We start from the raw sequence: 14,804 nt of genomic DNA on the forward strand, positions 1-14,804 counted from the left end.
TAATTAACTAAAGCTGAGGAACACAACATGAACAAACTGATCGCCGCTCTGGTCGCTGGTCTCTTCGCAACGGCTGCTTTCGCGCAAGCTTCGGCTCCGGCCGCCGCTTCGGCTCCGGCTGAGAAGGCTGAAGCTGCTTCGGCACCGGCTAAGAAGGCCCACAAGAAGCACGCTCACAAGAAGCATGCGAAGAAGGCGAAGGAAGCCAGCGCTGCTGAAGCCCCGGCTGCTGCTTCGAACTAAGTAAGCAAGTTGTAAGACGCAGTTAAGAACACGTTGTTGCCGTTCTGACGGCGTTGCAAGGCAGATCACCGCGAGGCGATCTGCCTTTTCTTTTTGTTTGCCCGCTTCGCGCTGCGCGCCCGATCCGCGCGCGACGCCGCGCTTCGCGTACCATGCGGGTCTCGAATTCCCGATAGGAGCCCAAGCCGTGCGATTTTCCCCGCGCTCTTCGCTCGCCCGTCTCGCGCGAGCCGCCGTCATTCCGGTCGCGCTCGCGCTCGCCGCGGGCGGCATGCACGCCGCGTTTGCGCAGACCGCGCAGCTGCCGCCCGGCGCGAAGCAGCCGAGCGAATTCCCGCGCGTCAAGCTGCGCGCCGGCATGTACGTGATCGACGCGGCCGTCGCCGCGAACGACGCCGATCGCGAGCAAGGTCTCATGTACCGCTCGCAGCTCGCGCCGAACGAAGGCATGCTGTTCGTGTTCAACGAGAACGCCGTGCATTGCTTCTGGATGAAGAACACGCTGATCCCGCTGTCGATCGCGTTCGTCCGCGCGGACGGCACGATCACCGACATCGACGAGATGAAGGCCGAGACGACCGACAACCACTGCCCGCGCAACAACGGCGTCTATGCGCTCGAGATGAGCCGCGGCTGGTTCGCCGCGAAGGGCATCAAGCCGGGAATGAAGATCGACGGACTGCCGAAGCCGCAGTGACGCCGGCGGCCGATGCGCGCCGCTCGTCCCCGCCCGGAAGCCGGCCGAGCGCCGGCTTTTTTGCGCGCGCCGTCTTCGTGCGCGGGCGGCGCCGATCGATGCGCCGCCGGCGGCAAAGGCTTGATTGCCGATACATCGCCCGCATCTGCAAAAGCCTCGAGCAAGCGCTATGCTTTAAGTCTCGAAAGAGCGACGGGCCGGCCGCACCGGCCGGCCCGTTTCCGTCCAGAACCATCAGGAGGTTCACGTGCCCCGCAAAACCCCCATCGAGCGCTATCGCAACATCGGTATCAGCGCTCACATCGACGCCGGCAAAACCACGACGACCGAGCGCATCCTCTTCTATACCGGCGTAAGCCACAAGATCGGCGAGGTTCACGACGGCGCGGCCACGATGGACTGGATGGAGCAGGAGCAGGAGCGCGGCATCACGATCACGTCCGCGGCGACGACGGCGTTCTGGAAAGGCATGGCCGGCAATTATCCGGAGCATCGGATCAACATCATCGACACCCCGGGCCACGTCGACTTCACGATCGAAGTCGAGCGCTCGATGCGCGTGCTCGACGGCGCGTGCATGGTCTACGACTCGGTCGGCGGCGTGCAGCCGCAGTCCGAAACCGTCTGGCGCCAGGCGAACAAGTACAAGGTGCCGCGGATCGCGTTCGTCAACAAGATGGACCGCGTCGGCGCGGATTTCTTCCGCGTGCAGCGGCAGATCGGCGAGCGCCTGAAGGGCGTCGCGGTGCCGATCCAGATTCCGATCGGCACGGAAGAGCATTTCCAGGGCGTCGTCGATCTCGTGAAGATGAAAGCGATCATCTGGGACGACGAAAGCCAGGGCGTCAAGTTCACGTACGAAGAGATCCCCGAGAACCTGCGCGCGATCGCCGAGGAATGGCGCGACAAGATGGTCGAGGCGGCCGCCGAGGCGAGCGAGGAGCTGCTCGAGAAATACCTGACAGATCACCACTCGCTGACCGAGGACGAGATCAAGGCCGCGCTGCGCAAGCGCACGATCGCGAACGAGATCGTGCCGATGCTGTGCGGCAGCGCGTTCAAGAACAAGGGCGTGCAGGCGATGCTCGACGCGGTGATCGACTACCTGCCGTCGCCCGCCGACGTGCCCGCGATCCTCGGCCACACGCTCGACGACCAGGAAGCGGAGCGTCATCCGAACGACGACGAGCCGTTCTCCGCGCTCGCGTTCAAGATCATGACCGACCCGTTCGTCGGCCAGCTGATCTTCTTCCGCGTCTATTCGGGCGTCGTCGAATCGGGCAACACGGTGCTGAACCCGACGAAGGACAAGAAGGAACGGCTCGGCCGGATCCTGCAGATGCATGCGAACGAGCGCAAGGAAATCAAGGAGGTGCGCGCGGGCGACATCGCGGCCGCGGTCGGCCTGAAGGAAGCGACCACCGGCGACACGCTGTGCGATCCGACGAAGCCGATCATCCTCGAGAAGATGGAATTCCCGGAGCCCGTGATCTCGCAGGCCGTGGAGCCGAAGACGAAGGCCGACCAGGAGAAGATGGGCCTCGCGCTCAATCGCCTCGCGCAGGAAGATCCGTCGTTCCGCGTGCAGACCGACGAGGAATCGGGCCAGACGATCATCTCGGGGATGGGCGAGCTCCACCTCGAAATCCTGGTCGACCGGATGAAGCGCGAATTCGGCGTCGAAGCGACGGTCGGCAAGCCGCAGGTCGCGTATCGCGAGACGGTGCGCACGACGGCGTCCGACGTCGAGGGCAAGTTCGTCAAGCAGTCGGGCGGCCGCGGCCAGTACGGTCACGCGGTGATCACGCTGGAGCCGAACCCCGGCAAGGGCTACGAGTTCCTCGACGAGATCAAGGGCGGTGTGATTCCGCGCGAATTCATCCCGGCCGTCGACAAGGGCATCACGGAAACGCTGAAGGCGGGCGTGCTCGCGGGCTACCCGGTCGTCGACGTGAAGGTGCACCTGACGTTCGGCTCGTACCACGACGTCGACTCGAACGAAAACGCGTTCCGGATGGCCGGCTCGATGGCGTTCAAGGAAGCGATGCGCCGCGCGAAGCCGGTGCTGCTCGAGCCGATGATGGCGGTCGAAGTCGAGACGCCCGAGGACTTCATGGGCAACGTGATGGGCGACCTGTCGAGCCGGCGCGGCATCGTGCAGGGCATGGAGGACATCGCGGGCGGCGGCGGCAAGCTCGTGCGCGCCGAGGTGCCGCTCGCCGAGATGTTCGGCTATTCGACGTCGCTGCGCTCGGCGACGCAAGGCCGCGCGACCTACACGATGGAGTTCAAGCACTACGCGGAAACGCCCAACAACGTGTCGGAGGCCGTCATCAACGCGAAGCAGGTCGAGCGCAGGTAAGCAGCCGGCGCTCGGGGCCGCGCTGCGCCGCACTGCGCAACACGCGGCGCGGCCGGTGAATGACGAGCCCGTCCGGAAACGGACGGGCTTTTTGTTGCGTCATCCGCGCATCCGCAATTCGATCGGGCGCGCCGCAACCCGATGCCCGCTCGTTCGGCGAGCCGCCGCCCGCGCGAGCCGTCCGCGTGGCCGCAGCACCCGCGGCTACAGCATTTCGAGCGGACGCTTGCCGCGCGGCGGCTCGAAGTGCGCGTCGAGCCGCGCAAGCTCGCCGTCGTCGAGCACGAGATCGAGCGCCGCGCGATTGTCGCGCACGTGCTCGACGCTGCCCGCCTTCGGAATCGCCAGAACGTTCGGTTGCCTAAGCACCCACGCGAGCGCGACGCGCGTCGGCGACACGCCGCGCTCGCGCGCGATGTCGCCGAGCGCCGTGCGCTTCGGCAGCCGCATGTGATCGATCGGGCTGTACGCCATCGCCGGCATCTCGCGGCGCGCGAGCCACGGCAGGAGATCGAACTCGGGGCCGCGGCGCGCGAGGTTGTAGAGAATCTGGTTCGTCGCGCAGACTGCGCCGCCCGCGGCGGCTGCGAGTGCCTCCATGTCGTCGACGTCGAAATTGCTGACGCCCCAGTAGCGGATCTTGCCCGCGTCGCGCAGCGTCTCGAAGCCGGCAATCGTCTCCGCGAGCGGAATCGAACCGCGCCAGTGCAGCAGATACAGATCGATGCGGTCGGTACGCAGGCGCTTCAGGCTCGCCTCGCACGCGGCGACGACGCCCGCGCGGCTCGCACGATGCGGCAGGACCTTGCTGACGACGAAGAGGCCGTCGCGCACGCCGGCGAGCGCTTCGCCGACGAGCGTCTCGGTCGCGCCGTCACCGTACATCTCCGCGGTATCGATGAGCGTCATCCCGAGGTCGACGCCTTCGCGCAGCGCGGCGATCTCGGCCGCGCGCTTCGCGTGCCGCTCGCCCATTTCCCAGGTGCCCTGCCCGAGCTTCGGTATACGTTCGCCGCCGGGCAGCGCGACGGTTTCGAGCATGCTGGTCATATCGCTCCTCGTCACGTGTTCGAGCGCGGAACGCGTCGCATGCGGCCCGCGCGTGATTCGTCAGTGTAGCGATTCGCACGGCTTCGGGCAGCATTCAGCGCAAAACCCGGCTATAACCGCGGCACGCGATGTCTTAGAATGGCCGCACCGTTTTTTATGTCCACTCCATGAAGCCATCGACGGAAGACCGCTGGTCCGACCTGCGCCCCGACCCCGACAACGACACGCCGCTCTATCTGCAACTCGCCCGCAAGCTGGGCGACGCGATCCACGACAACCGCTGGACCGCGGGCGAAGCGCTGCCGTCGGAGCGGTTGCTCGCGGAGTCGCTCGGCGTGTCGCGGATCACCGCGCGCAAGGCGATCGCGCTCCTCGTCGAACAAGGGCTCATCCGGCGCACGCAAGGCGCGGGCAACTTCATCCAGCCGCGCTATGAAGATCCGCTGTCGCGGCTGTCGAGCTTCAGCGAGATGCTGAAGCGCCGCGGCTTCACGCCGAGCTCGACGTGGCTCGCGCGCGAGATCCAGCCCGCGAACCGCGATGAAGTGATCCAGCTCGGGCTGTCGCCCGCCGCGTCGGTCACGCGCCTGAAGCGCCTGCGGCTCGCGGACGGCATCGTGATGGCGGTCGAGAACTCGACGTTTCCCGCCACGATCGTTCCCGATCCGCAGGCGATCGGCGATTCGCTGTACAGCTATCTCGAGCAGCGCGGCACGCCGATCGTGCGCGCGCTGCAGCACTTCCGCGCGGTCAACGCGACCGACGAGATCGCCCGGCAGATGGGCATCGCGCCGCACGACGCGCTCCTGCTCATCACGCGGACCGGCTTCACGCACGATCAGCGCGCGATCGAGCTCACCGACACTTATTGTCGAAACGATTATTACGATTTCGTCGTCGAGCTGCGCAAGTAGGCGGCCGGCGGCAGGAACGCGTCACGGCAGCCAGCACGGCGCGTCGATGCCGAGCGGCACGGGCCCGCGCGCGAAGCGCGGCGGCGTCGCCGACAGCCTCTCCGCCGGCCGCACCCCGCGCACCGCGCCGAACGGCGAGGCGAGCGCGTCGTCGAGACAATCCCGCACATCGTCGAGCGTCGTGTCGGGCACGCGCGCGCCGCCTTCGACGAGACCGAACGACTGCAGCCACCGCCCCGTCTGCGCGAGCGACACGCGCACGTGCCAGCTGCCGCCTTCGCGCGCGCGCCGCGCGAGCGCCGTCATCGCGCCGAACGCGGCGAGATAGCCGGTCGCGTGATCGAGCGCCTGACACGGCAGATGCCTGGGCGCACGCCCGCCCGCCGCCTGCCGTTCGACCCACGCGATGCCGCTCGCCGACTGCACGAGACTGTCGAAGCCGCGCCGCGACGCCCACGGCCCGTCGCAGCCGTATGCGCACACCGATACGCAGACCATGCCCGGATGACGCCGCGCGAGGTCGTGCGCGCCGAAGCCGCACGCGTCGAGCGCGCCCGGCCGATACGACTGCACGAACACGTCCGCTTGCGACGCGAGCGCATCGAGCGCCGCCCTGCCCGCCGCATCGCGCAGATCGACGAACGCCGAACGCTTGCCGCGGCCGTTGTCGATCACGAAAGCGGGAATGTTCGGCAGATGCGGGCCGGTGACGAGCAGCGTCTGCGCGCCGTGCGCGGCGAGCGTGCGTCCCGCGACGGGCCCCGCGATGATCCGCGTCAGATCGAGCACGCGCGCGCCGGACAGCGGCTGCGCGGCCGCGCCCGAGCCGATCGGCCGCGGCGGCGCGTCGCCGGTCCGCTCGATCTCGAAGAGCGGCCGCCGCGCGAGCGCGCGCGCCTGCTCGTGCGCCTGCCATTCGTCGGGAGACCGTATCAGTGCCGCGCACAAGCCCGCATCGGCGAGCGCGGCATCGAGCGCCTCGCCGTCCCGGCCGCGAATCGCCGCCGCGACCTGCTCGCGCTCACCGCCGCAGCCGAGCACGTCGAGCGCGCCTTGCAAGTGATGCGGGAAATTCGCGTGCAATTGGATCCAGCGCGCGTCGCGCGTCTCGTAGAAGCCGGTGACGGGATGCCGCGGCTCGGGCGGCGCACGGCCGTCGACGCGCAGATACCGTTCGCTGCGAAACGCCGCGAGCGCATGCCGCACCGATACGCGAACGCGCTGCGCGCGCCCCGTTCGCACGCGATCGCATTCGGCGGCGGCGAGGCCCGCCGCCGCGATCGAGGCGGCCGCGAGCGTGCCGACCCGGTGGACCGACGGCAGGCACGGATCGCCGCCGTCGAGATCGACGCGCTCGAGCGCGGCCGGATCGCCGTCCGCGAGACGCCACAGATGCGTCAATGCGTGCCGGGGGCTCATCGCATCGGCCTCGTCATGGTGAACATGCAAACGAGTCTAGAATTGCGCGCAGACGCATTCAATCCCGATTGCGAGAAACCATGCTCGACGAATGGCCGCGACGCGAACGCCAGCGCGCGTCGCATCCGGTCGTCCGGTCTTCGACACGAGGAACCGCCGCCATGTCCCGCTTGAGCGCGAACGAGGCCGCGCAACTGCTCGGCGTGAGCGTGCCGACCCTCTACGCGTATGTGAGCCGCGGTTTGCTGCATTCGCGCGCCGACGGCGCGAGCAAGCGCCGCTATTACGACGCGGACGAGGTCCGCCTGCTCGCGCGGCGCCGCGCGGACGCGAAGCGCGCGGGCAACGTCGCCGAACGCACGCTCGATTGGGGCGTGCCCGTCCTCGAATCGCGGATCACGCAGATCGCGGACGGCAAGCTCAGCTATCGCGGCCGCGACGCGATCGCGCTCGCGACGGCCGCGACGCTCGAAGAAGCCGCCGCGCTGCTGTGGGAATGCCCGCTCGCGCGCGTGCAAGCGGCGCCCTTCGTCGCACAATCGTTCGACGCGGCACGCTGGCGCGGCTGGCTCGATCTCTGGCGCGATCGCCCGCCGCTCGAGCGCGCGCTCGCGCTGCTGCCCGCCACCGCGCCCGCGGCGCTGTCCGAAACCGCTCGCTCTGTGCCATCGATCGCCGATGCCGCGCCATTCGACGCGGCGCGCGGCCTGCCCGCGCGCGATGCCGATGCCGATGCCGATGCCGATGCCGATGCCGATGCCGATTTCCGGCGCCGCGACGCACGACTCGACGAAGCCGCCACGCTGCTGCGCCTCGCGACAGCCGCGCTCGCGGCGAGCACGCCATCCGCCGAGCCCGTGCATCGGCAGCTCGCCGCAGCGTGGCGCGTGAACGATCCGCGCGACGTCGGCCTGCTGCGGATCGCGCTCGTGCTCTGCGCCGACCATGAGCTCAATCCGTCGACGTTCACCGTGCGCTGCATCGCGTCGACGGGCGCGCCGCTGTTCGGCGCGATCGCGGGCGGGCTCGCCGCGCTGTCCGGGCCGCGGCACGGCGGCGAGACGCTGCGCGTCGCGGCGCTCCTCGACGGCGCCGCGCGGGCGCGCGATCTCGACCGCTACGTCGCCGCGCAGATCGCGTCGTACGCGCTCGAGCCCGACGCGCGCACGCGGCTGCCGGGCTTCGGCCATCCGCTGTATCCCGGCGGCGATCCGCGTGCGACGCTGCTCATCGACGCGCTCATCGATGCGCTCGCCGCCCGCTCGGCCGCGAGTCCCGCGCTCGACGGCACGCTCGCGCTCGCCGAAGCCGTGCAAGCCGCGCTCGGCGAGAAGCCGACGATCGATTTCGCGCTCGCCGCGCTCGAACGCACGCTCGCGCTGCCTGCGGGCGCGGCATTCACGCTGTTCGCCGCGGGGCGCGTCGCGGGCTGGATCGCCCATGCGCTCGAACAGCGCGCGGACGGCAAGCTGATCCGGCCGCGCGCGCGTTACGTCGGCGTCGACCACGCGGCGTGACCGCGGCGCCGGCGCGCCGGCCACCACGCGCCGACGTGCATCGCGATCGCGCGAAAGACCGGTTGCACGCCGACGACAGCGGCCTGCGACACTTCGATTCGCGCGCCGCCGCGTCCCGCGCCGATCCACACGCGCCATCCGCGCGGCAGCTCGAACGATTCGCCGGCCGCGAGCCAATAGTCGTCGCGGCGGCCATCGACGGTGAGCCAGGCTTCGCCCGCCGTCACGCGCAGCGTCGCGTCGCGCGCGGCGCGCCAGACGGCGGCCGGCTCGCGATAGTCGAGAACGTAGGCGCGGATTTCGCGCATCGCCCGCTCCGGTAGCGAAGATCGTTGGATATCCCGATTATCGCGACGCGCGCGCATTGCCCCCCATGCACACTTGCGTGCGCATCGCCCCGCACTGTACCGGCGCGCGGTCAGGCACGGCCAGTTTAGGCACGGCTGGTCAAGCACGGCCGGTCGGGCACGGCCGGTCGGGCACGGCGGCCGCATACCGTCACTGCGCGCATCCCCGGCTTTCCCTACAATGTCGGCTGCCCGCTCCGAACGCGCCCGCCGCGCCTCGCTTTCATGCTCCAAGCCCCGCCCGCCGCCGCCCCCAGCGAAAAATCGCTGACCGTGATGCTGTGGCTCGTCGCCACCGGCTTCTTCATGCAAACCCTCGACGCGACGATCGTCAACACCGCGCTGCCGTCGATGGCGGCGAGCCTCGGCGAATCGCCGCTCAGGATGCAGTCGGTCGTGATCGCGTACTCGCTGACGATGGCCGTGATGATCCCCGTGTCCGGCTGGCTCGCCGATACGCTCGGCACGCGCCGCGTGTTCTTCAGCGCGATCCTGATCTTCACGCTCGGCTCGCTGCTGTGCGCGAACGCGCACACGCTGTCGCTCCTCGTCGCGTTCCGCGTGATCCAGGGCGTCGGCGGCGCGATGCTGCTGCCCGTCGGGCGCCTCGCCGTGCTGCGCACGTTCCCCGCCGAGCGCTATCTGCCCGCGCTGTCGTTCGTCGCGATTCCGGGCCTGATCGGCCCGCTGATCGGCCCGACGCTCGGCGGCTGGCTCGTGAAGATCGCGTCCTGGCACTGGATCTTCCTCATCAACGTGCCGGTCGGCATCGCGGGCTGCATCGCGACGTTCTACTCGATGACCGACGCGCGCAATCCGGCCGCGGGCCGCTTCGACCTGAAGGGCTATCTGCTGCTGACGATCGGGATGATCGCGATCTCGCTGTCGCTCGACGGCCTCGCCGACCTCGGGATGCAGCACGCGATGGTGCTCGTGCTGCTGATCCTGAGCCTCGCGTGCTTCGTCGCGTACGGCCTCTACGCGGTGCGCGCGCCGCAGCCGATCTTCTCGCTCGAGCTCTTCAAGATCCATACGTTCAGCGTCGGCCTGCTCGGCAACCTGTTCGCGCGGATCGGCAGCGGCGCGATGCCGTACCTGATTCCGCTGCTGCTGCAGGTGAGCCTCGGCTACAGCGCGTTCGAGGCGGGCCTGATGATGCTGCCCGTCGCGGCCGCGGGGATGTTCTCGAAGCGGATCATCACGGTGCTCATCACGCGCCACGGCTACCGCAAGGTGCTGCTCGCGAACACGATCATGGTCGGGCTGATGATGGCGAGCTTCGCGCTGATCGGCGACGCGATGCCGACGTGGCTCAAGATCGCGCAGCTCGCGCTGTTCGGCGGCTTCAACTCGATGCAGTTCACCGCGATGAACACGCTGACGCTGAAGGATCTCGGCACGGGCGGCGCGAGCAGCGGCAACAGCCTGTTCTCGCTCGTGCAGATGCTGTCGATGAGTCTCGGCGTGACGGTCGCGGGCGCACTCCTCGCGACCTTCACCGGGATGATGCCGAGCGTCACGCCGACCCACTCGCTGCCCGCGTTTCATGCGACGTTCGTTTGCGTCGGCATCATTACCGCCGCGTCCGCGTGGATCTTCGCGCAGTTGTCGCCCGACGTCCGCGGCGCCGCGCGGCGCAAGACCGATCCGTCAGAGCGCGCTTGACGCGGACGTGGCCGGCGCGTGGCTGACGGACATGAGGCTCGCGCTGCGGCGGCGACGGGCTCGCGGCGGCCGGCCGGCGCGCGGGTGTTCGGCGCACGCCGGGCCGGACGGACGCGCTGCTGGGCCGGCGTCGCGGTGCCCGCGTAAAGAGTGCCCGCGCGAGAGGCGCTCACATCAAAGACGTTCGAGTCCGATTGTCGCAGCGCGGCCGGCTCCGCCGCCGCCCGGCGTCCGTCCGCGGCGTCCCGGCGAAGCGGCCCGACGTCCGCGCACCCTGCTCCCGCGCCACCGCGACGCGCCGCGCACCACGCGGGTGCACGAACCCCGCGCCGCGCGCGATGCGGCGGCAAGCAGGGACGGCTTTTTGCGCACGGTTCTTGCTCGCCTATTCTGTAGGTAAACTGACGGTTCTCAAGCAGCCGACATCATGAGCATGATCGACATCGATCCCCCAAGCTTCCAGTCGCCGCGCCCGATCGCGGGTGACGACGGCAACCGGCGCACCGTGCTGTACGGCGACTACACCGTATTCAGCGTGTTCCAGCCGGTCTTCTCGGTGTCGCATCGCCGTGCGATCGGCTACCACGCGTCGCTGCGCGCGCACGATTCGCACGGCAACCAGGTGCCGTCGCACGAGGTGTTCACGCAGGCGGCGCGCCGCGGCGACCTGCTCGAGCTCGGCCGCCTCGCCGAATCGCTGCATCTCGGCAATTTCCATACGTTCGACAGCCACGACGAATGGCTCTTCCTGAGCCTGCATCCGGCCGCGCTGATGGATACCGTCTACGGCGACGCGCTCCTCGCGAACCTGAAGACGCTCGGGCTGCCGCCGCAGCGCGTCGTGCTCGAAGTGCCCGAGCAGGCGGGCGGCGAGACGCCGCGCTTCGCGGCGATCGTCGACGGGCTGCGCAAGGCGGGCTTCCTGATCGCGCTCGGCGGCTTCGGCGCGAAGCATTCGAACATCGACCGCGTCTGGCACCTGCATCCGGACATCGTCACGCTCGATCGCGGGATCCTCGCGCAGGCGAGCGAGCATTCGCATCTCGAGCGCGTGCTGCCCGGCCTCGTGTCGCTGCTGCACGAATCGGGGCAACTGGTGCTGATGGGCGGGATCACGACCGAGCGCGAGGCGCTCATCGCGCTCGAATGCGACGTCGATTTCGTGCAGGGGCAGTACTTCGCCGGACCGAGCGTCGAGCCGGTGCAGCCGCAGGTCGCGGCGGGGATCATGGATACGCTGTCCGCGGCGCTGCGGCTGCGCGTCGCCGAACGCGCGCGCGCGCAGGACGCGCGCCTCGCGCCGTACGTCGCCGCGCTGCTCCAGGCGAGCGCGCTCTTGCGCGCAGGCCGCGACCTGACCGACGCGTCGAAGGAGCTGCTCGAGCTGCAGGAAGCGGCGCGCTGCTTCCTGCTCGACGCGTCGGGCCGACAGATCGGCGACAACGTGCTGCCGCGCGTCCACGCGTCGCAGCGCGCGAAGCGCTTCAGCCCGCTGCTGCATTCGGAAGGCGCGAGCTGGGAGCGCCGGCCGTACTTCATCGAGGCGATGCGGGTGCCGGGGCGCGTGCATTTCACGCCGCCCTATCTGTCGATCAACGAAGCGCACCTGTGCGTGACGGCGTCGATCGCGACGCCGGCCGCGCAAGGCATGCAGGTGCTGTGTGTCGACATCAACTGGGAAGCGGCCGCGCACCGCGACTAGACGAGGCGCGCCCGCGCCGCCCCTGCCGCTCCGCCTCCGCCGCGCCGCCGTTCGCGCGCGCAGCCGGCATCAGCCGGCCGCGTGCGCGTCCTTCCTGACGACGAGCCGGTGCACGCACTTGCCGGACGACTCGCTCACCTTCTCGTGCTCGAACAGCACCTCGCATGCGTCGCCGAGCGCCGCATGCACGCGCGGCGTATCGACGACCTCGTAGAGACGGCCGCGGCCGTCGCGCTGCGCGTCGCCCGTCGTCACGCGCCAGCTCAGATACAGCGTGCCGCCCGGCGCGAGCAGCGCGACGAGCCGCGCGAGCGCCGCGTCGACGTCGCTGCTCGGCAGATGCATGATCACCGTTTCGCACAGCACGTTGCGGAACGCGCCGGACGGCACGCCCGCGAGCCCGGGCAGCAGCGCCTGCTCGAAGCGCAGCGCCGGATGGCTGCGCCGCGCTTCGGCGACGAGCGACGCGCTGCCGTCGTAGCCGCATGCATCGAAGCCGCGGCTCGCGAGCCACGCGACGTCGCGGCCCGCGCCGCAACCGACGTCGACGGTCGGCCCGGGCTCGAAGTAGCGTTCGAGCAGCGCGTACATGTCGTCGGGCGCGGGTTGTTCGTGCCATTCGCGCGCATAGTCGGCCGCGTGGCGGTCGTATACGTCGAGCGTCGTGCGGTCCATCGTCGTCTCCTCGGTTGACGGTTGCGCGCTGCGGTTCGCGGGGCGCGAACGCGCGCTGACGCCATGTTAATCGCGGCGGGCGATTCGCACATGCGAGCGTCGCGTCGGGAAGCGACGGCGGCGGCGGCGGCTTCTTCGATGCTGCGACTACGGATTGGCGCGCGCAGGCATTGCGACGCCGCACTTTGCGTCGCCGTGCCGTGCCGGTGCCAATGCCAATGCCAATGCCAATGCCGATGTCGATGCCGATGCCGATGCCGATGCCGATGCCGACAACTGCAGCGTGTCAGCCGCCGCAGCCGATGCAAGCGGCAGCGCGAATGATCGGCGCGAAGCCAACTCCGACTGGCGATGGCCGACAAGCCGTCGGCAGACGGCAGCGGACGTGACAGCTTGCCGTCGACAATCGGCGCTCGGCGCTGACAATCGACAATCGGCAATTGACAATCGATCATCGGCTGCCGGTCATCGGCACCCGCATTCGGCAGCCGAATGCGAGCCGAAGCGCCGCGTTCCGATGACCGCGCGACGGCACGCGGCGCGGCGTCGCCCGCCCACGCCCGTCCGCCGACGGCCTACCCCGCCCGCCCCGCCGCCGCGCGCAATTCGGCGAACAGCGCGTCGCCGCTCCACGCGGGCCGCGCACCCGCACGCTCCGCGTCGCGCACGAGCTCGCAAAGGCGCTCGTTGACGGGCGCCGTGCGCCCGAGCCGCTCGGCAAGATGCACGATCTCGCCGTTGATCCAGTCGACCTCGGTTATCCGCCCGGCAGCCAGATCGTCCGACATCGACGAGCGCGCGAGCGGATCGATCTCGAGCATCGTCCGGCCGAGCCGCGCGAACAGCGCGTCCGGCATGCTCAGGAATCGCGGCACCCACGCGGCGGGCAGCGGCGTGAGCCGAGCCGGACGGATTCCCGCATGGGAAAGCAGACGCAGCGCTTCGGTCTGCGCGAGCGCGAGACAACGCCGATAGCCGCGCGCCGAAAGCTCGTCCTTCAGCGGCCGGTTCGCCAGCGCGTTGATCGCGTTGTTGAGATTGAGCAGCAGTTTCGCCCACAGGACGGCGCGCATGTCCGCGCGCTGCACGAGCGGCAGCCCGGCTTGCTCGAACGCGTCCGCGAAGCGCTGCAGCGCGGGCGCGGCCTCGATCTGCAAATCGCCCGCCGAGCCTTGATGGAATCCGCCCGCGCCGCGCGCGATCACGTTGAACGGCACCATGCCGGCGAGCACGGTCGCGCCCGGCAGCGCCGCGCGCAGCGCGTCCGCGTTGCGCACGCCGTTCTGGAAGCTGACGACGACCGCGTCTGGCCGCACGACATGCGCAAGCGCGGCGGCGACGGCAGGCGTCGCCGCCGACTTCACCGTCACGAGCACGAGCTCGGCGGGGGCGGCCGCGGCATCGCTCGTCGAGAACGCGATCGCGGACGCCGGCACCCGCGCGTCGCGGCCGCGGTAATCGGACAGCGCAAGACCGTGCGCGCGCAGCTCGGCGCCGATCCGCTCGCGACCGATCAGCGCGACGTCCGCGCCGCCCGCGAGCAGCCGGCCGCCGATGTAGCAACCGACCGCGCCCGCGCCGTAGATGCAGATCGCCGCCATCGACGCGGATCAGACGCGCGCATTGCGCGCGCCGACGCGCACCGGCCCGACGCGCCGCTCGACCTCGTCGCGCACTTCGCCGCGCAGCCCGGCGAAGAACGCGACTTCGGCGACGACGAACAGCGGCCCGACGATGAGCCCGATCAGATCGTCGACGAACGCGGGCTTGCGCCCCTCGAAGTAATGGCCGACGAACTGGATCACCCAGCCGACGAAAAAGAGCCCGAGCCCGGCGCCGAGCCACAGCGCGGTCGTCTGCGCGGCGAGCGCGCGGCCCGCCCAGAGGCTCAGCGCGAGCAGCACGGCCATCGCGACGCCGAAGCGCAGATCGAGCCGCAGGTAGAAGATCGCCGCGGCGAACGCGGCGAGCGCCGCGGGCGTGAACGCGAAAGCGCCCCCGATGCCGAACGCCGGCCGCGACAGCAGCGCCGTCACCGCGACGACGATCATCGGGATGCCGACCAGATGCGTCGCGATGTTGCGCGCGTCGCGGTGATAGGCCGCGTACTGCGCGAGTTGATCGACCAAGGTTTTCATCGTGTCTCCTCCTGATGCGAGTGAGCGCTATCATGCCCGTCACGCGACGATTTCTCTGTCAGCTACCCGACACCG

13 protein-coding genes are annotated in these 14,804 nt (G+C 69.7%); 7 read left to right on the forward strand and 6 right to left on the reverse strand.

Going from position 1 to position 14,804, the window contains the following annotated elements; all coding sequences use genetic code 11:
• Positions 1–27 precede the first annotated feature (27 nt).
• The 3 genes from BG90_RS31785 (at position 28) to fusA (ending at position 3,302) form a co-directional block, all read left to right on the forward strand.
• On the forward strand, positions 28–243 hold the full coding sequence (locus BG90_RS31785) for a hypothetical protein (RefSeq protein ID WP_081463944.1): 216 nt from the start codon (positions 28–30) through the stop codon (positions 241–243).
• A 187-nt stretch (positions 244–430) separates the two neighbouring features.
• Positions 431–940 (forward strand): DUF192 domain-containing protein, encoded by a 510-nt coding sequence (locus tag BG90_RS03610; RefSeq protein ID WP_025989693.1) that lies wholly within the window; start codon positions 431–433, stop codon positions 938–940.
• A 247-nt stretch (positions 941–1,187) separates the two neighbouring features.
• Positions 1,188–3,302: an elongation factor G gene (gene fusA / locus BG90_RS03615; RefSeq protein WP_010102066.1), complete on the forward strand. Its 2,115-nt coding sequence runs from the start codon at positions 1,188–1,190 to the stop codon at positions 3,300–3,302.
• Between the two features lie 204 nt (positions 3,303–3,506).
• Here the strand turns inward: fusA and BG90_RS03620 are convergent, their stop codons facing one another.
• A complete protein-coding gene (locus tag BG90_RS03620; RefSeq protein WP_010114277.1) occupies positions 3,507–4,352 on the reverse strand; it encodes an aldo/keto reductase in 846 nt (281 codons plus the stop codon).
• Between the two features lie 167 nt (positions 4,353–4,519).
• Here BG90_RS03620 and BG90_RS03625 point away from each other — a divergent pair, with 167 nt between their 5' ends.
• Complete coding sequence (locus BG90_RS03625; RefSeq protein ID WP_010102064.1) at positions 4,520–5,266, forward strand: GntR family transcriptional regulator; 747 nt, start codon at positions 4,520–4,522, stop codon at positions 5,264–5,266.
• Positions 5,267–5,287: 21 nt separating this feature from the next.
• Here BG90_RS03625 and BG90_RS03630 read toward each other — a convergent pair whose 3' ends face one another.
• A complete protein-coding gene (locus BG90_RS03630; protein ID WP_025989692.1) occupies positions 5,288–6,685 on the reverse strand; it encodes a CoA transferase in 1,398 nt (465 codons plus the stop codon).
• 161 nt (positions 6,686–6,846) lie between these two features.
• Here BG90_RS03630 and BG90_RS03635 point away from each other — a divergent pair, with 161 nt between their 5' ends.
• Positions 6,847–8,202 (forward strand): citrate/2-methylcitrate synthase, encoded by a 1,356-nt coding sequence (locus BG90_RS03635; protein ID WP_045568280.1) that lies wholly within the window; start codon positions 6,847–6,849, stop codon positions 8,200–8,202.
• Here BG90_RS03635 and BG90_RS03640 read toward each other — a convergent pair.
• Entirely contained in the window at positions 8,175–8,510 is a 336-nt protein-coding gene (locus tag BG90_RS03640; protein WP_010114273.1) for a DUF2917 domain-containing protein, read from the reverse strand. The genes BG90_RS03635 and BG90_RS03640 overlap by 28 nt on opposite strands.
• A gap of 264 nt (positions 8,511–8,774) precedes the next feature.
• On the opposite strand from BG90_RS03640, the gene mdtD reads away from it, so the two are divergent.
• Together mdtD and BG90_RS03650 are read left to right on the forward strand one after the other, a co-directional pair.
• Positions 8,775–10,214, forward strand: a complete 1,440-nt coding sequence (mdtD, locus tag BG90_RS03645) for a multidrug transporter subunit MdtD (RefSeq protein ID WP_010114272.1) — start codon at positions 8,775–8,777, stop codon at positions 10,212–10,214.
• Positions 10,215–10,641: 427 nt separating this feature from the next.
• Positions 10,642–11,916: an EAL domain-containing protein gene (locus tag BG90_RS03650; RefSeq protein WP_010114271.1), complete on the forward strand. Its 1,275-nt coding sequence runs from the start codon at positions 10,642–10,644 to the stop codon at positions 11,914–11,916.
• A gap of 69 nt (positions 11,917–11,985) precedes the next feature.
• On the opposite strand, the gene BG90_RS03655 is transcribed toward BG90_RS03650, so the two are convergent.
• From BG90_RS03655 to BG90_RS03665, 3 genes are all read right to left on the reverse strand, one after another.
• Positions 11,986–12,591: a class I SAM-dependent methyltransferase gene (locus BG90_RS03655; RefSeq protein ID WP_010114270.1), complete on the reverse strand. Its 606-nt coding sequence runs from the start codon at positions 12,589–12,591 to the stop codon at positions 11,986–11,988.
• Positions 12,592–13,166: 575 nt separating this feature from the next.
• Complete coding sequence (locus BG90_RS03660; RefSeq protein ID WP_010114269.1) at positions 13,167–14,192, reverse strand: 2-dehydropantoate 2-reductase; 1,026 nt, start codon at positions 14,190–14,192, stop codon at positions 13,167–13,169.
• A 9-nt stretch (positions 14,193–14,201) separates the two neighbouring features.
• Positions 14,202–14,729 carry an Mpo1 family 2-hydroxy fatty acid dioxygenase gene (locus tag BG90_RS03665; protein ID WP_025989690.1) on the reverse strand — a complete coding sequence of 176 codons (528 nt, stop codon included), beginning with the start codon at positions 14,727–14,729 and terminating at the stop codon, positions 14,202–14,204.
• Positions 14,730–14,804 lie beyond the last annotated feature (75 nt).

The organism is Burkholderia oklahomensis C6786, from assembly GCF_000959365.1.
GTDB lineage: Bacteria > Pseudomonadota > Gammaproteobacteria > Burkholderiales > Burkholderiaceae > Burkholderia > Burkholderia oklahomensis.

Bases quoted from the DNA above. Each gene is read 5' to 3' on its own strand.
- BG90_RS31785 (WP_081463944.1), top strand. From the start codon at position 28: ATGAACAAACTGATCGCCGCTCTGGTCGCTGGTCTCTTCGCAACGGCT.
- BG90_RS03635 (WP_045568280.1), top strand. From the start codon at position 6,847: ATGTCCCGCTTGAGCGCGAACGAGGCCGCGCAACTGCTCGGCGTGAGC.
- BG90_RS03630 (WP_025989692.1), bottom strand. From the start codon at position 6,685: ATGAGCCCCCGGCACGCATTGACGCATCTGTGGCGTCTCGCGGACGGC.
- BG90_RS03625 (WP_010102064.1), top strand. From the start codon at position 4,520: ATGAAGCCATCGACGGAAGACCGCTGGTCCGACCTGCGCCCCGACCCC.
- BG90_RS03665 (WP_025989690.1), bottom strand. From the start codon at position 14,729: ATGAAAACCTTGGTCGATCAACTCGCGCAGTACGCGGCCTATCACCGC.
- BG90_RS03660 (WP_010114269.1), bottom strand. From the start codon at position 14,192: ATGGCGGCGATCTGCATCTACGGCGCGGGCGCGGTCGGTTGCTACATC.
- BG90_RS03620 (WP_010114277.1), bottom strand. From the start codon at position 4,352: ATGACCAGCATGCTCGAAACCGTCGCGCTGCCCGGCGGCGAACGTATA.
- BG90_RS03650 (WP_010114271.1), top strand. From the start codon at position 10,642: ATGAGCATGATCGACATCGATCCCCCAAGCTTCCAGTCGCCGCGCCCG.
- BG90_RS03655 (WP_010114270.1), bottom strand. From the start codon at position 12,591: ATGGACCGCACGACGCTCGACGTATACGACCGCCACGCGGCCGACTAT.
- mdtD (WP_010114272.1), top strand. From the start codon at position 8,775: ATGCTCCAAGCCCCGCCCGCCGCCGCCCCCAGCGAAAAATCGCTGACC.
- BG90_RS03640 (WP_010114273.1), bottom strand. From the start codon at position 8,510: ATGCGCGAAATCCGCGCCTACGTTCTCGACTATCGCGAGCCGGCCGCC.